We start from the raw sequence: 17,936 nt of genomic DNA, 5'->3' as shown, positions 1-17,936 counted from the left end.
ACTGACTGCAGATCGTCCCGGCGCGAGCCACGCGCCGCCGACGCCCAAGGAGGCACCCGTGCCGCATGTCCTGGTCCTCAACGCGTCGTACGAGCCGCTCGGCGTCGTACCGCTCCGCCGCGCGCTCGTCCTCGTCCTGGAGAACAAGGCCGTCTCCCTCGAGGAATCCGGCGCCTATCTGCACAGCGCGACCGTCACACTCCCCGCACCCAGCGTGGTCCGGCTCAAGCGTTTTGTGCGGGTCCCGTACCGCGGACCCGTTCCCCTCACCCGGCGGGCGCTCTTCGCCCGCGACGGGGGCCGGTGCATGTACTGCGGTGGCGTCGCAACCAGCGTCGACCACGTCATCCCGCGCAGCCGCGGGGGCAAGCACGTGTGGGACAACGTGGTCGCCTCCTGCCGCCGCTGCAACCACGTCAAGGCCGACCGCCACCTCGTCGAGCTGGGCTGGCGGCTGCGACACAAACCCGCACCGCCCACCGGCCTGGCCTGGCGCATCATCGGGACCGGCCATCGGGACCCACGCTGGCTGCCGTACCTGCAGCCGTACGGCGCGGACGACGCATTGGCCCGGATCGACGGCATCTCCGCCTAGTCGCTCCGGGCCGGTTGTATGTGGGCGGGCAGCCCCCCCGCGGCCGGCTGCCCCGCCCACCGTCTCAGGTGCGCGGCCCCTCGGGGCGAGCGCCCCGGACCGCGTACCAGGCGGTGCCCCACGCGAACGCGGCCAGGGCCGTCGCCCAGGCGCCCCGCTCCGCCCCCGGCTGCATCGGCCACGCCCACACGGTGGCCGCCCGCCCCCGGGCACCGTGGGAGCCCAGGTACACGGCGGAGACGTAGGCGAAGGCCGGCAGCCAGCTCAGCCGGGCGCCGAGCAGGACGGCGGCAGCCGCCGTGACCCCCGTGCAGCCCAGCGTGTTGCGGACCACCGCGGCCGGTCCGAAGGTCCCCGGGTGCCCGAGGACGGCCAGGGGCAGCAGCGCCGCCGCGAGCGCGGTCAGCGCCGCGAGCTGGGCCAGGCGCCGCGGCCACCACGGTCGTACGGCCGTACCGTCCAGCTCCGCCGAGGCCGAGTACAGACTCGTCCCGATCACCGCCGAGGCCAGCAGCGGGGCCAGCGCCACGATCGGCACCCGGCGGTAGGGGTCCAGATAGCTGTCCAGCCGCTCGGCGGCCCACACCGCGAACGCGGTCGTCGCGGCGAGGGCGGCCAGCGCGAGGGGCACGGCCCGGGAGCGGGCGTACAGGAGGGGACCGTTCAGCAGGGGAGCGCTCACAGGGCCGGCACCCCCTCGGCGTCGCAGCGGCCCGTCGACGCGAAGAACGCCGACAGCCAGACCCTGCGCTCCTTCGCGCTCATCGCCGCGAGGCGTGCCCGCGCGGCCTCCGTCCTGCGCTGTTCGGCACGTTCGGCCTTGGTGCCGTGCCGGTACAGGTCGTCGAAGTGCGACTCGGCGGGACTCGGCGCCAGATAGTGCTCGACCAGCTGGTCCAGCTCAGCCACCCGCGGGTCGTCGCAGTCCCCGCGCCCCACCAGCGCGGCGGCCGCCTCCCAGGCGTACTGCCGGGGATCGGTCAGCCGCCCCCGTACGACCGACCACCCGATCGGCGTCACCATCGGCAGGTGCGCCCGGTCGTCGTGCCCGCCCGGCAGGTCGTCCCAGCGCGCCGGCAGGTTCTCCACCCCCTCCAGCTTGTCCGTGATTCCCGACAGGGCCTCCTTGACCTGCGGCAACAGCCCCGCGTACCGGGCGTTGACGCAGACGGCCGGAACGGTCGAGGTGTCACAGACCTGGCGGCGCGAGAGCGGGTCGGGGCGCCACAGGCCGTCGCCGGTCTGCACCAGCAGGGCGCCCGCGGCCACGGCGGCGGCCAGCGGCAGCAGGGCCGTCACCCGGCGCCGGGCGGCGTACGCCAGCACGGCGGCGAGGGCCAGGCCGCCCGTCCAGGCGGCCATCGCCGCCGGCTGCCACCACACGGGCATCTGGTCCGCGCGGACGGCGGCGGGGCCGAGGTGGTGGCCCGCTCCCGACGGGCTGGACGCCAGTACCCCGAGGCCCACGTACCCGGCCATGGCCAGCAGCGGAGCCGCCAGCCGCGTCGCGACGACCCGCCCGGCGACCTGGCCGGCCAGCGAGGCCGACGCCACGGCCACCGTGTCACCGGGCAGCAGCCCGAGACGCGGCCCGCCGCCCAGCGCGTACGGCCAGCAGGCGAGCAGCGCCAGAGCCGCACCGGCCAGACAGCCGGCCGCGGCCCAGGCGGCCGTCGGGAGCGCCGAGGCCAGGAACCCCACGAGCGGCGGCCGTACGGCCGTGCTCCACAGCTCCTCGGTACGGCGCCGCCGCTCCCGCCCGCCCTGCCAGCAGCCCGCGGCGGCGGCCAGCGGCACCAGGATCACCAGAGCGGCGTGCAGGAGAGCGGCGGTCTCCCCCCAGTCGCCCTGCCACTGGTCCCTCTTGCCGACCAGCATCGCGGCGACCGTCAGCAGCACCACGGCCCCCGCGAACGGCGCGAAGCCGCGCACGGCCTCCGCCCGGACGGGATGCGGCGCGCGCCGCCGTACCGCCGGTGCCTTCCCCCGGATGATCGCCGTCATCACACCGCCTCCCGCGCGCCCGCGCCCGCCGCGCGGTGGGCCCGCAGCGCGGCGGTGTACCCGCGCTCCATCGGATGGTCGCCCGGACCGTCGGCGCTCTCCCCGAGTGCCGAGAGCGCCTCGGGCGTGCCCCGGTAGGCGACCCGGCCGCCGTCGAGGAGGGTGACCTCGGTGCACGCGGCGGCCACGTCCTCCACCAGGTGGGTGGAGACCACGACCGTCGCCGACACCCCCAGCTCCCGCAGCAGCGCGCGGAACTCCACGCGCTGCTCCGGATCCAGTCCGGCCGTCGGCTCGTCCAGCAGCAGCACGGCCGGCTCGTTGACGACGGCCTGCGCGATGCCGACGCGGCGGACCATGCCGCCGGACAGGGTCCGCACCTTCGCGTCGATGCGGTCCGCCAGGCCCACCCGGGCCACGGCCCGTTCCACGGCGCCCGGCACCCGCTCCGCGGGCATCTCCTTCAGCCAGGCCATGTACGCCACGAACTCCCGCACGGTGAAGCCCGGGTAGTAGCCGAACTCCTGCGGCAGGTAGCCGAGCCGGCGCCGCACCTCGGTCCGGCCGCGGTGCTCGGCGGTGTCCTCGCCGAGGATCTCCACCCGCCCGGCGTCCGGCCGGGCGACCGTGGCCAGTACCCGGATCAGCGAGGTCTTCCCGGCCCCGTTCGGCCCGAGCAGCCCGTGCACACCGAGGCCGAGGCCGAGGTCGAGGGAGTCGAGGGCGAGCGTCTTGCGGTGCCGGACCCGCAGGCCGGACACACGTATCGAAGTCAAGGTCTCTCCAGGCGGATCACTGAGAACACTGAGTGGCGGGGGTCGGCGGGGGCGGGTGTGCCGTCCGCCGTCACCGGCCGAGCGGGCGGTCGTACACCGGGCGGCGGGCCGTCACCAGGACGGCGCTCAGCACGGCCGCCGACGCCCACGCGCTCTGCGCGCCGACACCGTCGAGGCAGCGGGAGAGCTGCTCGGCCAGCCGCGCGCCGGCCCCGCCGCCCGGTGCCGCGGGCACCGGGCCGAGGACGGTCAGCAGCCAGCCGCCGCCCGTCAGCAGGGCAGCCGTCCGGCAGCCCACGAACGAGGCCAGGGCCAGCGAGCCGAGCGCCAGCGCCAGCCCCGGCAGCAGCCAGGCCGCGGCGGCCGGCGCACCGGACGCGGGCAGCAGCAGACCGGTGAGGGTCAGCAGCGGCAGGCTCACCGCGAGGACGGCGACCGTACGGGTGAGCGCGAGGCGCAGCCCGCCGCCCGGGGTGGCCGCGGCGACCTCGTGCAGCGGGTCGGCGTGCGGACCGTAGGACAGGGCGACCCCGGCGACCGGCACGACCGGGGCGATCGCCAGCAGCAGCGCCCGCGCCCCGGGGTAGCCGGTGCCGTACGCCAGGGCCAGCGCGCCGGCGGCCACCACGAGCACCGCCGGCAGCCACGCCCCGCGCACCGCGGGCCCGGCGGCCCACAGCAGCCGCGCGAACCGGTCGGGCACGGGCGGCTTCCGCGGGCGGGTGCGCCGCACGGCACCGGGCTCCGGCGGCCGTACGGCGGACGCCGCCGGCGCCGGCATCGACGCCAGTACCGCGTCCCTCACCTCCGCGAGGACCGCCCCGGCCGCCGTGCCGCGCACCGCCGCCGACACCGTGGCCGCGCAGCCACCGCAGCCCTCCACGTGCTTCTCCAGGGACCACGCGTCCGGCTCCGGCAGCACGCCCTCGGCATAGCGGGCGGCGAGGTCGTCGGACACGTGCCAGATGCGCGCGTCGCCGTTCGTCATGCCGTGCCTCCCAGCGGGGACGGGTTCAGCAGGTCCAGTGCCGCCCGCAGTTCGGTGCGGGCACGACGGGCGCGGGACTTGACCGTGCCCTCGGGTATGCCGAGCAGCCGGGCCGCCTCCCGCGTGGTCAGCCCGTCCACCACGGTCGCGCGCAGGACCTCGCGCAGCTCGGGGGAGATCCGGTCGAGGGCGGCACCGACATCGCCGTACTCCAGCCCCGCCAGCACCCGGTCCTCCGCGGACGGCGCGGCGGCGGGCTCGTACCGCCCGGCGGAACCGGGCTCCAGCGGCGGCCCGGCGAACCGCGCGACCCGCTCCTGCGCGCGCCGGGCGTCGACCAGGCGGCGCGCGGCGATCGTCCACAGCCAGCCGCCGGCGTCCTCCCCGCGATGTCCGGCCGCCGACCGCCACACCGTGACGAACGTGTCCTGCACCACCTCGCGCACGACCTCCGGGTCGGCGCACCGCCGGGTCAGCCGCGCGTGCAGCCAGCCCGCGTGCCGGTCGTACAGGGTGGCCATCGCGGCCGCGTCCCCCGCGGCGACGGCCCGCAACAGCGCCGCGTCCGCGCCGTCGCCCTTCTCCCGCTGGCCCCCCATGGGGCGGAACAGTCTCACACCCCCTCTATCGATCACCGGCCCGGCAACGGATCACCGCCATCCCTTCAGGTGCTCCGGCAACGGCCACGCGTGCCGACGCCGTCACTGGGTAGGCCTGCCGTAAACCGTCAAAAGCCGCACCATCGAAAAGGAGGCCCCAGTGGCCGCACCCACGATCCCGGCCCAGTTCAAACCCGTGGCGGAGCAGTCCGCCGACACCGACGTGGCCCGCCTGTGCGTCTTCAGTGCGGAGAGCGCCTGCACACAGGCCCCGCTCACCAGCGAACCGCCGCTGCCCGACGCCGAGCCCCTGACCAGTGAGCCCCCGCTCGCCGAGGCCGCCCCGCTGACCAGCGAGTCCGACCCGGTCCCGGACTGCTACGCCCCGGGGCTGTAGATGGCCGCGGGGCAGGACGACGCGGAGCTGCCCGGGCCGGCCGGAACCGTCGCGGCCGGACCCGGTGACACGGGCGCGGTGTCCGCGCCCGCCGGTGAGGACCTCACCCGGCTCGCCGGGCTGCACGGGGTCGCCACCTCCTACAGCCCCGCGCCGGACCGTACCGTCGAGGTCCCCGCCTCCGCCGTGGTCGCCGCCCTGGCCGCCCTCGGCGTCGACGCGGGCACCCCGGACGCCGTACGCGCCGCGCTCAGCGCGCGGGAACGCGAGCTGCGCGAGCGCCTGCTGCCGCCGACGGTGGTCCAGTGGGCCGGCGCCGAGCCCCCCGCCGCGCTCGCCGCCCTGCCCGCCGGCACCCGGCTGCGCGTGGAGACCGAGGAGGGGGAGGAGCGGGACGGGACCGCGGGCCTCCCGCTCGGCGTCCACCGGCTGACCGCGCAGGCGCCCGACGGCCGGACCGGCCACGCCCACCTCGTCGTCGCCCCCGACCGGCTGCCCGCCCCGCCCGGACGCTCCCACGGCCTCCTCGTCCAGCTGTACTCCCTGCTCTCCCGCCGCTCCTGGGGCATGGGCGACCTCGGCGACCTCGCCGAGCTGGCCGGCTGGGCCGGGCGCACCGCCGGCGCCGGATTCGTCCAGGTCAACCCGTTGCACGCGGCCGTACCCGGCGCCCCCACCGACCCGTCCCCGTACCGGCCCTCCTCCCGCCGCTTCCCCGACCCCGTGCACCTGCGGATCGAGGAGATCCCCGAACACGCCTACGTCGAGGACCGGCAGCGGCTGCACAGCGTGCTGGCGCGGGCCGAGCGGCTGCGGGCCGCTGTCCTCGACAAAGGCGCCCTCATCGACCGGGACGCGGTGTGGGAGCTGAAGCGCGAGGCACTGGAGGCGGTCCTGCGGGTCCCCCTGGGACCGGGCCGGCAGGCCGCCTACGACGACTTCCGCGCCGCCCACGGCCAGGCCCTCGACGACCACGCCACCTGGTGCGCCCTCGCCGAGATCCACGGCCCCGACTGGCACCGCTGGCCGGACGGGCTGCGCGACCCCCGCTCGGCAGCCACCGCCCGCGCCCGCACCGAACTCGCCGACCGCGTCGCCTTCCACACCCGCCTCGCCTGGCTCACCGACGGCCAGCTCCGGGCCGCACAGCGCGCCGCCCGCGAGGCCGGGATGCCCGTCGGGATCGTGCACGACCTCGCCGTCGGCGTGCACCCCGGGGGCGCCGACGCCTGGGCGCAGCAGGACGTGTTCGCAGCCGGCACGTCGGTCGGCGCCCCACCGGACGCCTTCAACGCCCGCGGCCAGGACTGGGGCCTGCCGCCCTGGCGCCCCGACCGGCTCGCGGCGTCGGGCCACGCCCCCTACCGCGACCTTCTGCGCGCCCTCTTCCGCTACGCCGGCGCCCTGCGCATCGACCACGTCATGGGCCTGTTCCGGCTCTGGTGGGTGCCCCAGGGCAGCCCGCCCACCGAGGGCACCTACGTCCGCTACGACGCCGACGCCATGCTCGCCCTCCTCGCCCTGGAGGCCACCCGCGCCGGAGCGGTCGTCATCGGCGAGGACCTCGGCACCGTCGAGCCGGGTGTGCGCGAGGCGCTCCAGCGCCGCGGGGTGCTCGGCACCTCCGTGCTGTGGTTCGAACGCGACTGGGAGGGCGACGGCCGTCCGTTGCCGCCCGAGCGCTGGCGTGCCGACTGCCTGGCCACCGCCACCACCCATGACCTGCCGCCCACCGCCGCCCGGCTCACCGGCGACCACGTCGACCTGCGCGACCGTCTCGGCCTGCTCACCCGTTCGGCGGCCGAGGAGCGCGCCGAGGCGGGCGCCGAGGCGGCGGAGTGGCTCGCCCTGCTGGGCAGCCTCGGCCTGCTGGACAGCCCGGCGGCCGGACCGCCCGGCTCCGACGAGGAGGAGGAGATCCGTGCCGTCCACCGCTTCCTGCTGCGCACCCCGGCCCGGCTGATCGGCGTCTGGCTGCCGGACGGCGTGGGTGACCGCCGTCCGCAGAACCTGCCGGGCACCTGGGACCAGTACCCCAACTGGCGGCTGCCCGTGGCGGACCGGGAGGGCCGCCCGGTACCCCTGGAGGAGCTGACGGCCTCGCCCCGGCTGCGGGCACTGCTGGAAGTGCTCCGGCCCGCCGTCCCGCCCGGCGGGGCCCGGTAAGGCACCCCGGGCGCGCGGCTCCGAGGACCGTTCGCTAATTTGATTCCGTGGACAAGAAGAACGCCCTGCGCGCCGGCGCCCTGGCCGCCGGTACGACGCTGATGATGCTGCTCATGTCGTCCCCCGCGCTCGCGCTGACCCGCGACGACGGCGACGACCCCGGCCCCGGCCTGAGCGTCATCCAGACGCTGGGCCTGTACGTGTTCCTCCCGGTGGCGCTGTTCCTGGTCATCGCGGGCCTGGTCATGCTGCTGGACAAGTCCCACTCCAAGACGGACGACACCTCGTCCAACATCAACGTGAAGGGTGACGCCCAGGCCAAGGCCTGAGCGGTCCCCCTGCTCCTCCGCCGAGGGCGCCGGTCCTCCCGTCGGTACGCGCACAGCGCCGTACCCGGGTGAGGACGGCGCCCTCGGCGTTTCCCCGCGGTGTCAGGGATCCGGCGGCCCGAGGGGCTCGGTGGTGTCAGGGGTTCGGCGCCGGGCTACTTCGCGGTCGCGTCCAGCAGTTCGCGCAACAGGTCGGCCAGGTGGCCGGCCTGTTCGGCGTTCAGGGTGCCGAGGGCGGCGCGCTGCTCGGCGAGTCCGGCGCCGACGGCCTCGTCGATCACCCGCAGCCCCTCCTCGGTGAGCGTCACCTGCAGGGCGCGCCGGTCGTGCGGGTCGGGGGAGCGGCGCAGCAGGCCGGCCCGCTCCAGCTTGTCGAGGCGGCCGGTCATCCCGCCGGTGGTGAGCATGAGGGTGGCCGACAGCTGGCGGGGCGAGAGGGTGTACGGCTCGCCGGTCCGGCGCAGGGTGGCCAGCACGTCGAACTCGCCGCGGGAGATGCCGTAGGGCTCGTACGCCTTCTCCATCCGGTCGCCCATGGCGCGGGAGAGCCGGAAGACGCGGCCGAAGACCTCCATCGCCCGGGTGTCGAGGTCGGGCCGCACCCGTGCCCACTGGTCGATGATCGCGTCGACGGGGTCGTTGCGCTGCTGCATGCGCCGAGTATCCGTGGCTTTCCGGTCGGCCGCAAGAAAGCGACTTGACTCTAAGTAGCTTAGAGCTAAGCTACTTAATAGCTACCTAATACCGGCCCTCGTGCCGGGCCTCGAACCTCGAAGGGTGCTTCCCATGGCCGCCAGCCGCGCCACCCGCCCCGCCGCCCTGATAGCCCTCACCGCCCTCGCCCCCGTCTCCTGGGGCACCACCTACGCCGTCACCACCGAGTTCCTGCCGCCGGACCGCCCCCTGTTCACGGCCCTGGCGCGGGCCCTGCCGGCCGGACTGCTGCTGCTCGCCGCCACCCGGGTGCTGCCGCGCGGCGTCTGGTGGGCCAAGGCGGCCGTGCTGGGCGCGCTGAACATCGGCGCGTTCTTCCCGCTGCTGTTCGTGTCGGCGTACCGGCTGCCCGGCGGGATGGCCGCGGTCGTCGGCTCGGTCGGGCCACTGTTCGTCGTCGGCCTGTCCGCGCTGCTGCTCGGACAGCGGCCGGCCGCGCGCACGCTCGCCACCGGGGTCGTCGCCGCGTTCGGGGTCAGCCTCGTCGTGCTCAAGGGAGCCGGCGCCCTGGACGCGGTCGGGGTGCTGGCGGCCGTCGCCTCCACCGCCTCCATGGCGGCCGGCACGGTGCTGACCAAGCGGTGGGGCCGGCCCGCCGGGGTCGGCCCGCTGGCCCTCACCGGCTGGCAGCTCACCGCGGGCGGCCTGCTCATCGCCCCCCTCGCCCTCCTGGTCGAAGGCGCCCCGCCCGCGCTCGACGGCCGGGCCGTGGGCGGCTACCTCTACCTCGCCCTGGCCAACACGGCCGTCGGCTACTGGCTCTGGTTCCGCGGCATCGGCCGCCTCACCGCCGTCCAGGTCGGCTTCCTCGGCCCGCTCTCCCCGCTGACCGCGGCCGTCGTCGGCTGGGCGGCACTCGGCCAGGCGCTCACCTCCGTGCAGATCGCGGGTATGGCGCTGGCGTTCGGGGCGACGCTGGCGGCACAGCTCGGGGGCGGTGGCCGCCGACCGTTCAGGTTCACTGAAAAGACCGGTCGAAAAGATTCGATGGACCTGACAAGTACGGCGCTGCGACGGTAGGCACACAGCCGCCCGCCACCCAGCGAAAGGACCCCTGTGGCCGCCGTCCTGCACCGGACCACCGCCTCGACCCCCTCCGCCACACCGTCCCGTACGGCCGCCCCCACCACGTCCCGCACGGTCGCCGGCCCCCTCCTCGGTCTCGCCTGCGCCGCCCTCGCCACGGTCGTCTGGTCCGGCAGCTTCGTCACCTCCCGCGGCCTGCACGACAGCGTCCCGCCCGTCCAGCACGCCTTCTGGCGCTGGGTGATCGCGCTGATCGCCGTCGCCCCCTTCGGCGCGCGGCAGGCGTGGCGGCAGCGGGCGCGGCTGCGCAGGCACGGCCGGTACGTCCTCCTGGCCTCCCTGCTCGGCGTGGCGGTCTACAACACGCTCGTCAACCAGGCCGGGCTGACCACCCCGGCCGCCACCATGGGCATGATCATGGCCGCCTCCCCGGTGCTCATGGCGGTGTTCGAGCGGCTGGGCGGCGTACGGCTCGGCGCGCGCCGCACCAGCGGCCTGCTCGCCGCCTGCGCGGGCGTGGCCCTGCTCGTCGGAGGCGGCGGCGCCGCCTTCTCGTCCGGTGCCCTGTGGATGATCACCGCGGCCTGCTGCTTCGCCGGCTACAGCGCGCTGCTGCGCCGCCGGCCCGAGGGACTCGGCGGCACAGCCTTCCTGTTCACCACCTTCCTGGTGGGCACCGTCCTGCTGCTGCCCGTGCAGGCCGCGAGCCTCGCCGTCCAGGGCGGCTTCCGGCCGACCCCCTCGACCGTGCTGCCGCTGCTCTACGTCGGCGTGGCCTCCTCCGCCCTCGCCTTCTTCGCCTGGAACAAGGCCGTCGCCCTGATCGGCGCCACCCGCGCGGGCATCGTGTACTACCTCCAGCCGGTGTGCGTGGCCCTGCTGTCCTGGGCCGTGCTCGGCGAGCGCACCGGATGGCCGCAACTGCTGTGCCTGGCACTGATCCTGGCCGGGGTCATCCTGGGCGCCGGGTCCCGTCGCTGACGGCGGGTTCCGCCAGGCCCAGCCGCACCATCGCGTCGTGGTCCGGGCCGCCCGGCTCGGCCTGGTAGACGATCAGCCGGTGGCCGTCGGTGCGGGCGACCTCGTAGGCCTCGTAGCCCAACGTCATGGTGCCCGTGGACGGATGGACGAAGTGCTTGCGGCCGGCGGTGCGGCTGCGCACCTCGTACCGCTGCCACAGTGCCGCGAACTCCTCGCTCTTCACGATCAGTTCCCCCACCACCCCGGTGACGTCGGGGGCGTCCGGATGGCGGCCGGCGGCGGCACGCAGATGGGCGACCGTGGCCGCGGCGACCTCCTCCCAGTTGCCGTACAGGCTCCGCGCGGGCGGATGGAGGAAGGTGTAGCGGGCGGTGTTGCGGCGCGGCTCCGGCCACTCCTCGATGCCGGGCAGGAGGCACAGCCCGCGCGGGTTGGCGGCCAGCAGATCGTTGGCCCGGCTGAGCACGTACGCCGGGCAGGGATCGACGATGTCCAGCATGCGCAGCACGTCCGGGCGCAGGGCGCGGGAGGGTGCCGCCGCCGGGGCCGCCCGAGGCGCCCGCGCCAGTTCGGACAGGTGCCGTCGCTCGTCCTCGTCCAGCCGGAGCACCCGGGCCACCGCCTCCAGCACCGCCGGGCCCGGGCGGTGCTGTTTGCCCTGCTCCAGCCGCCGGTAGTACTCGATGCTGACGCCCGCGAGCAGCGCCACCTCCTCCCGGCGCAGGCCCGCCGTGCGGCGGCGGCCGGTCGTGGCCGGCAGCCCGGCCTGCTCGGGGGTGACCCTGGCCCGCCGCGTGCGCAGGAACTCGCCCAGCCCGGGTGCCTTGTCGATGTCCACCCCTCGAGTATGACGATCGCCCCGCCGCGGACGGGGGCCCTGCGAGGGCCCCTCCCGGGCGGGCGTCCCCGAAGCCGGGCCCCGCGGCGCAGACTTGAGGAACAGTGATCGAAAGGAGCCGGAGATGGCACACGTCGCCGTGGTGGGACTCGGCATCATGGGCCGGGGCATGGCCGAGAACCTGCTCGCGCACGGGCACACCGTCAGCGTCTGGAACCGCACCCCGGGGCGGGCGGCCGAACTGGCCGGCGCGGGCGCCCTGGTGGCGGGGACCCCGGCCGAGGCCGCGGCGCGCGCCGACGTCGTCTTCGAGGTGACCGCCGACGACGACTCCTCCCGCGCGGTGTGGCAGGGCCCCGACGGCATCCTGGCCGGGGCCCGCGAGGACGCCGTCCTCGTCGCCTCCGCCACGCTGTCGGTCGCCTGGGTCGAGGAACTGGCCACCCGGTGCGCGAAGCGGGGCGTCCGCTTCTACGACATGCCGCTCACCGGTGGAGCCGCCGGAGCCCGCACCGGCACCCTGGTCCTGCTCGCGGGCGGCGACGCGAGCGGCCTGACGGCCCTGCGGCCGGTGACCGACGCGATCGCCAGGGACGTACGGCACTTCGGGCCGGCCGGCGCCGGCACCCGCTTCAAGCTGATCCTCAACGCCCTGCAGGCCGTCCACCTGGCCGGGTTCGGGGAGGCGCTGCGGCTGGCCGAGGCGGCGGGCCTCGACGCGCGGCAGGTCGGCGAGGCCTTGCAGGACCGCCCCGGCGGTGTGGTCACCCGCCTCGCCTGGGACAGCTGGGTCACCCCGCCCGAGCCGGTCAACTTCTCCGCCGAATGGGCCCACAAGGACCTCACCTACGCGGCCCGCATGGCGGACCGGGCCGGGCAGCACCGGCACCCCCTCCTCGACGGCGCCCTCTCCCTCTTCTCCGCGGCGCTCGCCGAGGGGCGCGGCAAGGAGGACTGGAGCACGGTCAACCCGGCGGCACCCCAGGGGTCGTAGGGGGCGGGGTGCGCAGGAGCCGTGGGGGCCTCTTCCGCGACCCGGTCGCACCCCACCGGCCGGGGAGGGGGCGTGTAGCGTGCGCGCATGGCCGAGTGGGATCTGAGGAAGCTGCGGATCCTGCGCACCCTGCGCGAGCGGGGGACCGTCACCGCGACGGCCGAGGCCCTGCACATGACCCCGTCCGCCGTCTCCCAGCAGCTCACCAACCTCGCCCGGCAGCTCGGCGTGCCCCTGCTGGAGGCCCAGGGCCGCCGGGTGCGGCTGACCGACGCCGCCCGGCTGGTGCTCACGCACGCCGAGGCGGTGTTCGAGCAGCTGGAGCGCGCCGACGCGGCGCTCGCGGCGTACGCGCAGGGGGAGGCCGGCGAGGTGCGGGTCGGCGCCTTCTCCACGGCGGTGCCCGCCCTGGTCGTCCCGGCCGTGCGGGCCCTGCGGGAGTCGCACCCCCGGGTGACCGTGCGCGTCCGGGAGGCGGAGGCCGCCGAGGCCTACGAGCTGCTGGCCGCCGGGGAGGTGGACCTCGCCCTGTCCCTCGCGGCCGAGGCGCCGAGCGCGGCCGACCCCCGCTTCACCCGCCTCCCCCTGCTCACCGACCCGCTGGACGTGGCCCTGCCCCCCGGCCACCCCCTCGCCGGCGCCGACGGTCTGCGTCTGACCGATCTCGCCGAGGAACCCTGGATCTTCGGCGGCAGCGGCCCCTGGTCGGACATCACCCGCCGCGCCTGCGAGGCGGCCGGCTTCAGCCCCCACCAGGGCCACTCGGCCTCCGGCTGGACCGCGATCCTCGCCATGGTGGAGGCGGGCATGGGCGTCGCCCTGGTGCCGAGGATGGCGGCCGGCCGCCGCGCGGGCGTCGTCCTGCGCGAACTGGGCGCGGACCGGCCGGTACGGCACGTGGTCGCGGCGGTCCGCAAAGGCGCCGAGACCGGCCGGGCGGTCGACCGGGCCCTGCGGGCGCTGCGGGACGCGGCCGCCGCCCGGGGCCGCTCAGGTGTGCACGGGTAGGCCCGCACACGAAGGGGCGCCCGGTGCGGCACCGGGCGCCCCTGTCGCCGTACGGACGGCTACTCGGCGGCGGCCGCCGAGTCGGCCGCCTGCGCCTTCAGCGCCCGCTCCACGCCCGAGCGGGACTCCGAGACGAGGCGGCGCAGGGCCGCGTTCGGCTCGGCCGAGGCCAGCCAGGTGTCCGTCTTGGCCAGGGTCTCCTCGGAGACCTGGACCGACGGGTAGAGGCCGACGGCGATCTGCTGGGCGATCTCGTGCGAACGGGAGTCCCAGACGCCCTTGAGGATCTCGAAGTACCGGTCCGTGTAGGGCTCCAGCAGCTCGCGCTGGTCGGTCTGCACGAAGCCGCCGATCACGGCCTCCTGCACGGCGTTGGGCAGCTTGTCGGACTCCACGACCGAGGCCCACGCCTCCGCCTTGGCCTCCTCCGTGGGACGGGCCGCGCGGGCGGTGGCCGCGTGCCGCTCACCGGCCGCCGTCCTGTCCCGCTCGTACTCGCCCGCGATCTCGGCCTCGTCGAACCGGCCCACGGCCGCGAGGCGCTGCACGAACGCCCAGCGCAGCTCGGTGTCCACGGCCAGGCCCTCGACGGTCTGGGTGCCGTCCAGCAGGCCCTCCAGCAGGTCCAGCTGCTCGGGGGTGCGCGCGGTCGCCGCGAACGCCCGTGCCCAGGCCAGCTGGTGGTCTCCGCCCGGCTCGGCCGCGCGCAGGTGGGCCAGCGTGGCGTCGGTCCAGCGGGTCAGCAGGGACTCGCGGGCGGCCGGGTCGGCGTACAGGTCGATCGCGAGCTTGACCTGGCGGTGCAGGGACTGCACGACGCCGATGTCGGACTCCTTGCCGATGCCGGACAGGACGAGGGAGAGGTAGTCACGGGCGGCCAGTTCGGCGTCCCGCGTCATGTCCCACGCCGACGCCCAGCACAGGGCGCGCGGCAGGGACGCCTCGAAGTCGCCGAGGTGCTCGGTGACGGCCCGCAGCGACTCCTCGTCCAGGCGGACCTTGGCGTAGGACAGGTCGTCGTCGTTGAGCAGGACGACCGCCGGGCGGCGCTTGCCGGTCAGCTGCGGTACGGCGGTCAGCTCGCCGTCGACGTCCAGCTCGATCCGCTCGGTGCGCACCAGCTTGCCGCTCGCGGCGTCGAAGTCGTACAGGCCGATCGCGATGCGGTGCGGCCGCAGCGTCGGCTCGCCCTTGGCGCCGGCGGGCAGGGCCGGGGCCTCCTGGCGGACGGCGAAGGACGTGACGACCCCGTCGGCGTCGGTGGCGATCTCGGGCCGCAGGATGTTGATGCCGGCGGTCTCCAGCCACTTCCCCGACCAGGTCTTCAGGTCCCGGCCGGAGGTCTCCTCCAGGGCGCCCAGCAGGTCCGACAGGCGCGTGTTGCCGAAGGCGTGCTGCTTGAAGTAGGCCTGCACGCCCTTGAAGAACTCGTCCTCCCCGACGTACGCGACGAGCTGCTTGAGCACGCTCGCGCCCTTGGCGTAGGTGATGCCGTCGAAGTTGACGAGCACGTCGTCCAGGTCGCGGATGTCCGCCATGATCGGGTGCGTGGACGGCAGCTGGTCCTGCCGGTACGCCCAGGTCTTCATCGAGTTGGCGAACGTGGTCCACGAGTGCGGCCACCTCGAGCCGGGCGCGGCGGCCTGGCAGGCGATGGAGGTGTAGGTGGCGAACGACTCGTTCAGCCACAGGTCGTTCCACCACTCCATGGTGACCAGGTCGCCGAACCACATGTGGGCCAGCTCGTGCAGGATCGTCTCCGCGCGCACCTCGTACGCCGCGTCGGTCACCTTGGACCGGAAGACGTACTGGTCACGGATGGTGACCGCGCCCGCGTTCTCCATGGCGCCCGCGTTGAACTCGGGCACGAAGAGCTGGTCGTACTTCCCGAACGGGTAGGCGTAGTCGAACTTCTCCTGGAACCAGTCGAAGCCCTGACGGGTGACCTCGAAGATCGCGTCCGAGTCCAGGAACTCGGCGAGCGAGGGCCGGCAGTAGATGCCGAGCGGCACGGACTGCCCGTCCTTCTCGTACACGCTGTGCACCGAGTGGTACGGGCCGACGATGAGCGCCGTGATGTACGTCGAGATGCGCGGCGTCGGCTCGAAGCTCCAGACGTTGTCCTGGGGCTCGGGCGTCGGCGAGTTGGAAATCACGGTCCAGCCCTCGGGCGCCTTCACGGTGAACCGGAAGGTGGCCTTCAGGTCGGGCTGCTCGAAGGAGGCGAAGACGCGGCGGGCGTCCGGGACCTCGAACTGGGTGTAGAGGTAGGCCTGCTCGTCGACCGGGTCGACGAAGCGGTGCAGGCCCTCGCCGGTGTTGGTGTACGCGCAGTCGGCGACGACCCGCAGGACGTTGCGCCCCTGCAGCAGCCCCGGCAGGGCGATCCGAGAGTCCTCGAAGACCTCGGCGGGGTCCAGCTGATCGCCGTTGAGGACCACCTCGTGGACGGTCGGGGCCACCAGGTCGATGAACGACTCCGCACCGTTGCGGGCCACGTCGAAGCGCACCGTGGTCACGGACCGGTAGGTACCGCCCTCCTGCGCGCCGGAGAGGTCGAGATCGATCTCGTACGAGTCAACGGTGAGCAGCTCGGCCCGCTGCTGCGCCTCTTCGCGAGTCAGGTTTGTGCCAGGCACGCGGTCATCTCCTCGTTATGTGTCGGTTGCGCCATCCTTCCATGGGAACGTCGGGGAACGCGATGTCCGGTTCCCGCCGGTGGGCGCGGCGTCGGGACGGGACGCTGGACGCATGCCGACGTACACCCCACGCCCCATCGCCCCCGCGGTCCTGAAGCAACTGCGCACCGCCGACGACGCGGGCCGCCCGATGGCCCCGTCGACCGATGCGGAGGGCGGCGCGCCGCTGCGCTGCTGTCTGCGCCGCAGCGCGCCCGGCGAGCGGATCGCGCTGGTCACGTACGCGCCGCTGCGCCGCTGGGCGGCCGCGACGGGCGCCGATCCCGGTGCCTACGACGAGCAGGGCCCGGTCTTCGTCCACGCCGAGGAGTGCGCCGGCCCGGAAGGCGGCGCCCTGCCCTTCGCGCAGGCCCACCGCACGGTCCGCCGCTACTCGGCCGACGGCCGCATCCTCGGCGGCCGCCTGGTCGAGGAGCCGTCCGGCTTCGAGCCGGCCTTCGCGGAGGCCTTCGCCGACCCGGAGGTGGCGCTGGTGCACGTACGGGCGGTGGAGTACGGGTGCTTCCTGTACGAGGTACGGCGGCCCTGACCGTACGAGGTGCGGCGGCCCCGGACCTCGTACTCCCGGCGCACCGCCCGCGCCCCCGCCGCGGGCCCGGCCGCCGGGCGGCAGCGGTAGGCACGCCGGAGCACGCCGAAGGGGCGGTCACCCGCAGGTGACCGCCCCCGTGGTGCGCGGACGCGTCACCTGGCGGACAGCTCGGCCGCCACCAGCTCCGCGATCTGCACCGCGTTCAGCGCGGCGCCCTTGCGGAGGTTGTCGTTGGAGACGAACAGGGCGAGGCCGTTGTCCACCGTCTCGTCGCGGCGGATGCGGCCGACGTACGAGGGGTCCTGGCCGGCCGCCTGGAGCGGGGTCGGGATCTCGGAGAGGGCGACACCCGGGGCCTTCGCGAGCAGCTCGGTGGCGCGCTCGGGGGTGATCGGGCGGGCGAAACGGGCGTTGATCTGGAGCGAGTGGCCCGAGAACACGGGGACGCGCACACAGGTGCCGGAGACCTTCAGCTCGGGGATCTCCAGGATCTTGCGGGACTCGTTGCGCAGCTTCTGCTCCTCGTCGGTCTCGTTCAGACCGTCGTCGACGATGTTGCCCGCGAGGGGGAGCACGTTGAAGGCGATGGTGCGCTTGTAGACGCCCGGCTCGGGGAAGTCGACCGCCGCGCCGTCGTGGGTGAGCTTGTCGGCCTCGGCGGCCACCTTCTGCACCTGGCCGTGCAGCTCGGCCACGCCCGCGAGACCGGAGCCGGACACCGCCTGGTAGGTGGCGACGATCAGCGCCTCCAGGCCGGCCTCCTCGTGCAGCACCTTCAGCACCGGCATGGCGGCCATGGTGGTGCAGTTCGGGTTGGCGATGATGCCCTTGGGACGGTCGGCGATCGCGTGCGGGTTCACCTCGGAGACGACCAGCGGGACCTCGGGGTCCTTGCGCCAGGCGGAGGAGTTGTCGATCACGACGGCGCCCTGGGAGGCGACCTTCTCGGCCAGCGCCTTGGAGGTCGCGCCGCCCGCGGAGAAGATCACGATGTCGAGGCCGGTGTAGTCGGCGCTCGCCGCGTCCTCCACCGTCACGCCGTCCAGGACCGTCCCCGCCGAGCGGGCCGAGGCGAACAGGCGCAGCTGCGTGACCGGGAAGTTCCGCTCCGCCAGGATCCTGCGCATGACCGTGCCGACCTGGCCGGTGGCTCCGACGATTCCTACCTTCACGGCGACTCCTCTGGATGACGTGCGTGTGCGTGCCCGGGCGGCCGGGGCCCTTCCATCATGCGGGGGACCCCGGCCCGTGTGTCCAATCGTTTGCCCAAGGGCTGGACGGGGACTCCTG

At 75.1% G+C, this 17,936-nt stretch carries 18 protein-coding genes; 9 read left to right on the top strand and 9 right to left on the bottom strand.

Going from position 1 to position 17,936, the window contains the following annotated elements:
* The first annotated feature begins 58 nt into the window (after positions 1-58).
* Entirely contained in the window at positions 59-595 is a 537-nt protein-coding gene (locus tag ACZ5CW_RS07300; RefSeq protein WP_189986055.1) for an HNH endonuclease, read from the top strand.
* Positions 596-659: 64 nt separating this feature from the next.
* Here ACZ5CW_RS07300 and ACZ5CW_RS07295 read toward each other — a convergent pair whose 3' ends face one another.
* The 5 genes from ACZ5CW_RS07295 to ACZ5CW_RS07275 form a co-directional block, all read right to left on the bottom strand.
* Positions 660-1,277, bottom strand: coding sequence for a hypothetical protein (locus ACZ5CW_RS07295; RefSeq protein ID WP_468599194.1), 618 nt, complete (start codon positions 1,275-1,277; stop codon positions 660-662).
* On the bottom strand, positions 1,274-2,599 hold the full coding sequence (locus ACZ5CW_RS07290; RefSeq protein ID WP_468599193.1) for a hypothetical protein: 1,326 nt from the start codon (positions 2,597-2,599) through the stop codon (positions 1,274-1,276). The genes ACZ5CW_RS07295 and ACZ5CW_RS07290 overlap by 4 nt, the downstream gene beginning before the upstream one ends.
* Positions 2,599-3,375: an ATP-binding cassette domain-containing protein gene (locus ACZ5CW_RS07285; RefSeq protein ID WP_468599192.1), complete on the bottom strand. Its 777-nt coding sequence runs from the start codon at positions 3,373-3,375 to the stop codon at positions 2,599-2,601. Before ACZ5CW_RS07285 ends, ACZ5CW_RS07290 begins: the two co-directional genes overlap by 1 nt.
* Positions 3,376-3,445: 70 nt before the next feature.
* On the bottom strand, positions 3,446-4,363 hold the full coding sequence (locus tag ACZ5CW_RS07280; RefSeq protein ID WP_468599190.1) for a zf-HC2 domain-containing protein: 918 nt from the start codon (positions 4,361-4,363) through the stop codon (positions 3,446-3,448).
* Positions 4,360-4,962 (bottom strand): RNA polymerase sigma factor, encoded by a 603-nt coding sequence (locus ACZ5CW_RS07275; RefSeq protein WP_468599188.1) that lies wholly within the window; start codon positions 4,960-4,962, stop codon positions 4,360-4,362. Before ACZ5CW_RS07275 ends, ACZ5CW_RS07280 begins: the two co-directional genes overlap by 4 nt.
* Positions 4,963-5,122: 160 nt before the next feature.
* Here ACZ5CW_RS07275 and ACZ5CW_RS07270 point away from each other — a divergent pair, with 160 nt between their 5' ends.
* From ACZ5CW_RS07270 to ACZ5CW_RS07260, 3 genes are read left to right on the top strand one after another with little or no spacing between them, the layout of a single operon-like run.
* Entirely contained in the window at positions 5,123-5,359 is a 237-nt protein-coding gene (locus tag ACZ5CW_RS07270) for a hypothetical protein (RefSeq protein WP_468599187.1), read from the top strand.
* Positions 5,360-7,525: a 4-alpha-glucanotransferase gene (gene malQ, locus ACZ5CW_RS07265; protein WP_468599186.1), complete on the top strand. Its 2,166-nt coding sequence runs from the start codon at positions 5,360-5,362 to the stop codon at positions 7,523-7,525.
* Between the two features lie 47 nt (positions 7,526-7,572).
* Positions 7,573-7,854: a hypothetical protein gene (locus tag ACZ5CW_RS07260; RefSeq protein ID WP_468599184.1), complete on the top strand. Its 282-nt coding sequence runs from the start codon at positions 7,573-7,575 to the stop codon at positions 7,852-7,854.
* 155 nt (positions 7,855-8,009) lie between these two features.
* Here ACZ5CW_RS07260 and ACZ5CW_RS07255 read toward each other — a convergent pair whose 3' ends face one another.
* Positions 8,010-8,507, bottom strand: a complete 498-nt coding sequence (locus ACZ5CW_RS07255) for a MarR family winged helix-turn-helix transcriptional regulator (RefSeq protein ID WP_468599182.1) — start codon at positions 8,505-8,507, stop codon at positions 8,010-8,012.
* Positions 8,508-8,640: 133 nt separating this feature from the next.
* Between ACZ5CW_RS07255 and ACZ5CW_RS07250 the strand changes: the two genes are divergently transcribed.
* Together ACZ5CW_RS07250 and ACZ5CW_RS07245 are read left to right on the top strand one after the other, a co-directional pair.
* Positions 8,641-9,588, top strand: coding sequence for an EamA family transporter (locus ACZ5CW_RS07250; protein ID WP_468599180.1), 948 nt, complete (start codon positions 8,641-8,643; stop codon positions 9,586-9,588).
* Positions 9,589-9,624: 36 nt separating this feature from the next.
* A complete protein-coding gene (locus tag ACZ5CW_RS07245; RefSeq protein WP_468599178.1) occupies positions 9,625-10,575 on the top strand; it encodes a DMT family transporter in 951 nt (316 codons plus the stop codon).
* Here ACZ5CW_RS07245 and ACZ5CW_RS07240 read toward each other — a convergent pair.
* The gene (locus tag ACZ5CW_RS07240) at positions 10,547-11,413 is read right to left on the bottom strand and encodes a helix-turn-helix transcriptional regulator (protein WP_468599176.1); all 867 of its coding nucleotides are present in this window, start codon (positions 11,411-11,413) and stop codon (positions 10,547-10,549) included. The two genes, ACZ5CW_RS07245 and ACZ5CW_RS07240, sit on opposite strands and share 29 nt — an antisense overlap.
* A gap of 124 nt (positions 11,414-11,537) precedes the next feature.
* Here ACZ5CW_RS07240 and ACZ5CW_RS07235 point away from each other — a divergent pair, with 124 nt between their 5' ends.
* Positions 11,538-12,407, top strand: a complete 870-nt coding sequence (locus ACZ5CW_RS07235; protein ID WP_468599175.1) for an NAD(P)-dependent oxidoreductase — start codon at positions 11,538-11,540, stop codon at positions 12,405-12,407.
* 87 nt (positions 12,408-12,494) lie between these two features.
* On the top strand, positions 12,495-13,415 hold the full coding sequence (locus tag ACZ5CW_RS07230) for a LysR family transcriptional regulator (RefSeq protein WP_468599174.1): 921 nt from the start codon (positions 12,495-12,497) through the stop codon (positions 13,413-13,415).
* A 59-nt stretch (positions 13,416-13,474) separates the two neighbouring features.
* Here the strand turns inward: ACZ5CW_RS07230 and pepN are convergent, their stop codons facing one another.
* Positions 13,475-16,054 (bottom strand): aminopeptidase N, encoded by a 2,580-nt coding sequence (gene pepN / locus ACZ5CW_RS07225; protein WP_468599172.1) that lies wholly within the window; start codon positions 16,052-16,054, stop codon positions 13,475-13,477.
* Positions 16,055-16,166: 112 nt separating this feature from the next.
* On the opposite strand from pepN, the gene ACZ5CW_RS07220 reads away from it, so the two are divergent.
* Positions 16,167-16,643, top strand: a complete 477-nt coding sequence (locus ACZ5CW_RS07220; RefSeq protein WP_468599170.1) for a DUF1203 domain-containing protein — start codon at positions 16,167-16,169, stop codon at positions 16,641-16,643.
* Positions 16,644-16,798: 155 nt separating this feature from the next.
* Here ACZ5CW_RS07220 and ACZ5CW_RS07215 read toward each other — a convergent pair whose 3' ends face one another.
* The gene (locus tag ACZ5CW_RS07215) at positions 16,799-17,818 is read right to left on the bottom strand and encodes an aspartate-semialdehyde dehydrogenase (RefSeq protein WP_468599168.1); all 1,020 of its coding nucleotides are present in this window, start codon (positions 17,816-17,818) and stop codon (positions 16,799-16,801) included.
* Positions 17,819-17,936: the final 118 nt, after the last annotated feature.

The organism is Streptomyces sp. NPDC031379 (assembly GCF_055569615.1).
This window is presented reverse-complemented; position numbering and strand designations above follow the sequence as displayed.

Coding starts and splice junctions, on each gene's coding strand:
- ACZ5CW_RS07290 (WP_468599193.1), bottom strand. CDS start 2,599: ATGACGGCGATCATCCGGGGGAAGGCACCGGCGGTACGGCGGCGCGCG.
- ACZ5CW_RS07280 (WP_468599190.1), bottom strand. CDS start 4,363: ATGACGAACGGCGACGCGCGCATCTGGCACGTGTCCGACGACCTCGCC.
- ACZ5CW_RS07275 (WP_468599188.1), bottom strand. CDS start 4,962: ATGGGGGGCCAGCGGGAGAAGGGCGACGGCGCGGACGCGGCGCTGTTG.
- malQ (WP_468599186.1), top strand. CDS start 5,360: ATGGCCGCGGGGCAGGACGACGCGGAGCTGCCCGGGCCGGCCGGAACC.
- ACZ5CW_RS07255 (WP_468599182.1), bottom strand. CDS start 8,507: ATGCAGCAGCGCAACGACCCCGTCGACGCGATCATCGACCAGTGGGCA.
- ACZ5CW_RS07250 (WP_468599180.1), top strand. CDS start 8,641: ATGGCCGCCAGCCGCGCCACCCGCCCCGCCGCCCTGATAGCCCTCACC.
- ACZ5CW_RS07235 (WP_468599175.1), top strand. CDS start 11,538: ATGGCACACGTCGCCGTGGTGGGACTCGGCATCATGGGCCGGGGCATG.
- ACZ5CW_RS07230 (WP_468599174.1), top strand. CDS start 12,495: ATGGCCGAGTGGGATCTGAGGAAGCTGCGGATCCTGCGCACCCTGCGC.
- ACZ5CW_RS07220 (WP_468599170.1), top strand. CDS start 16,167: ATGCCGACGTACACCCCACGCCCCATCGCCCCCGCGGTCCTGAAGCAA.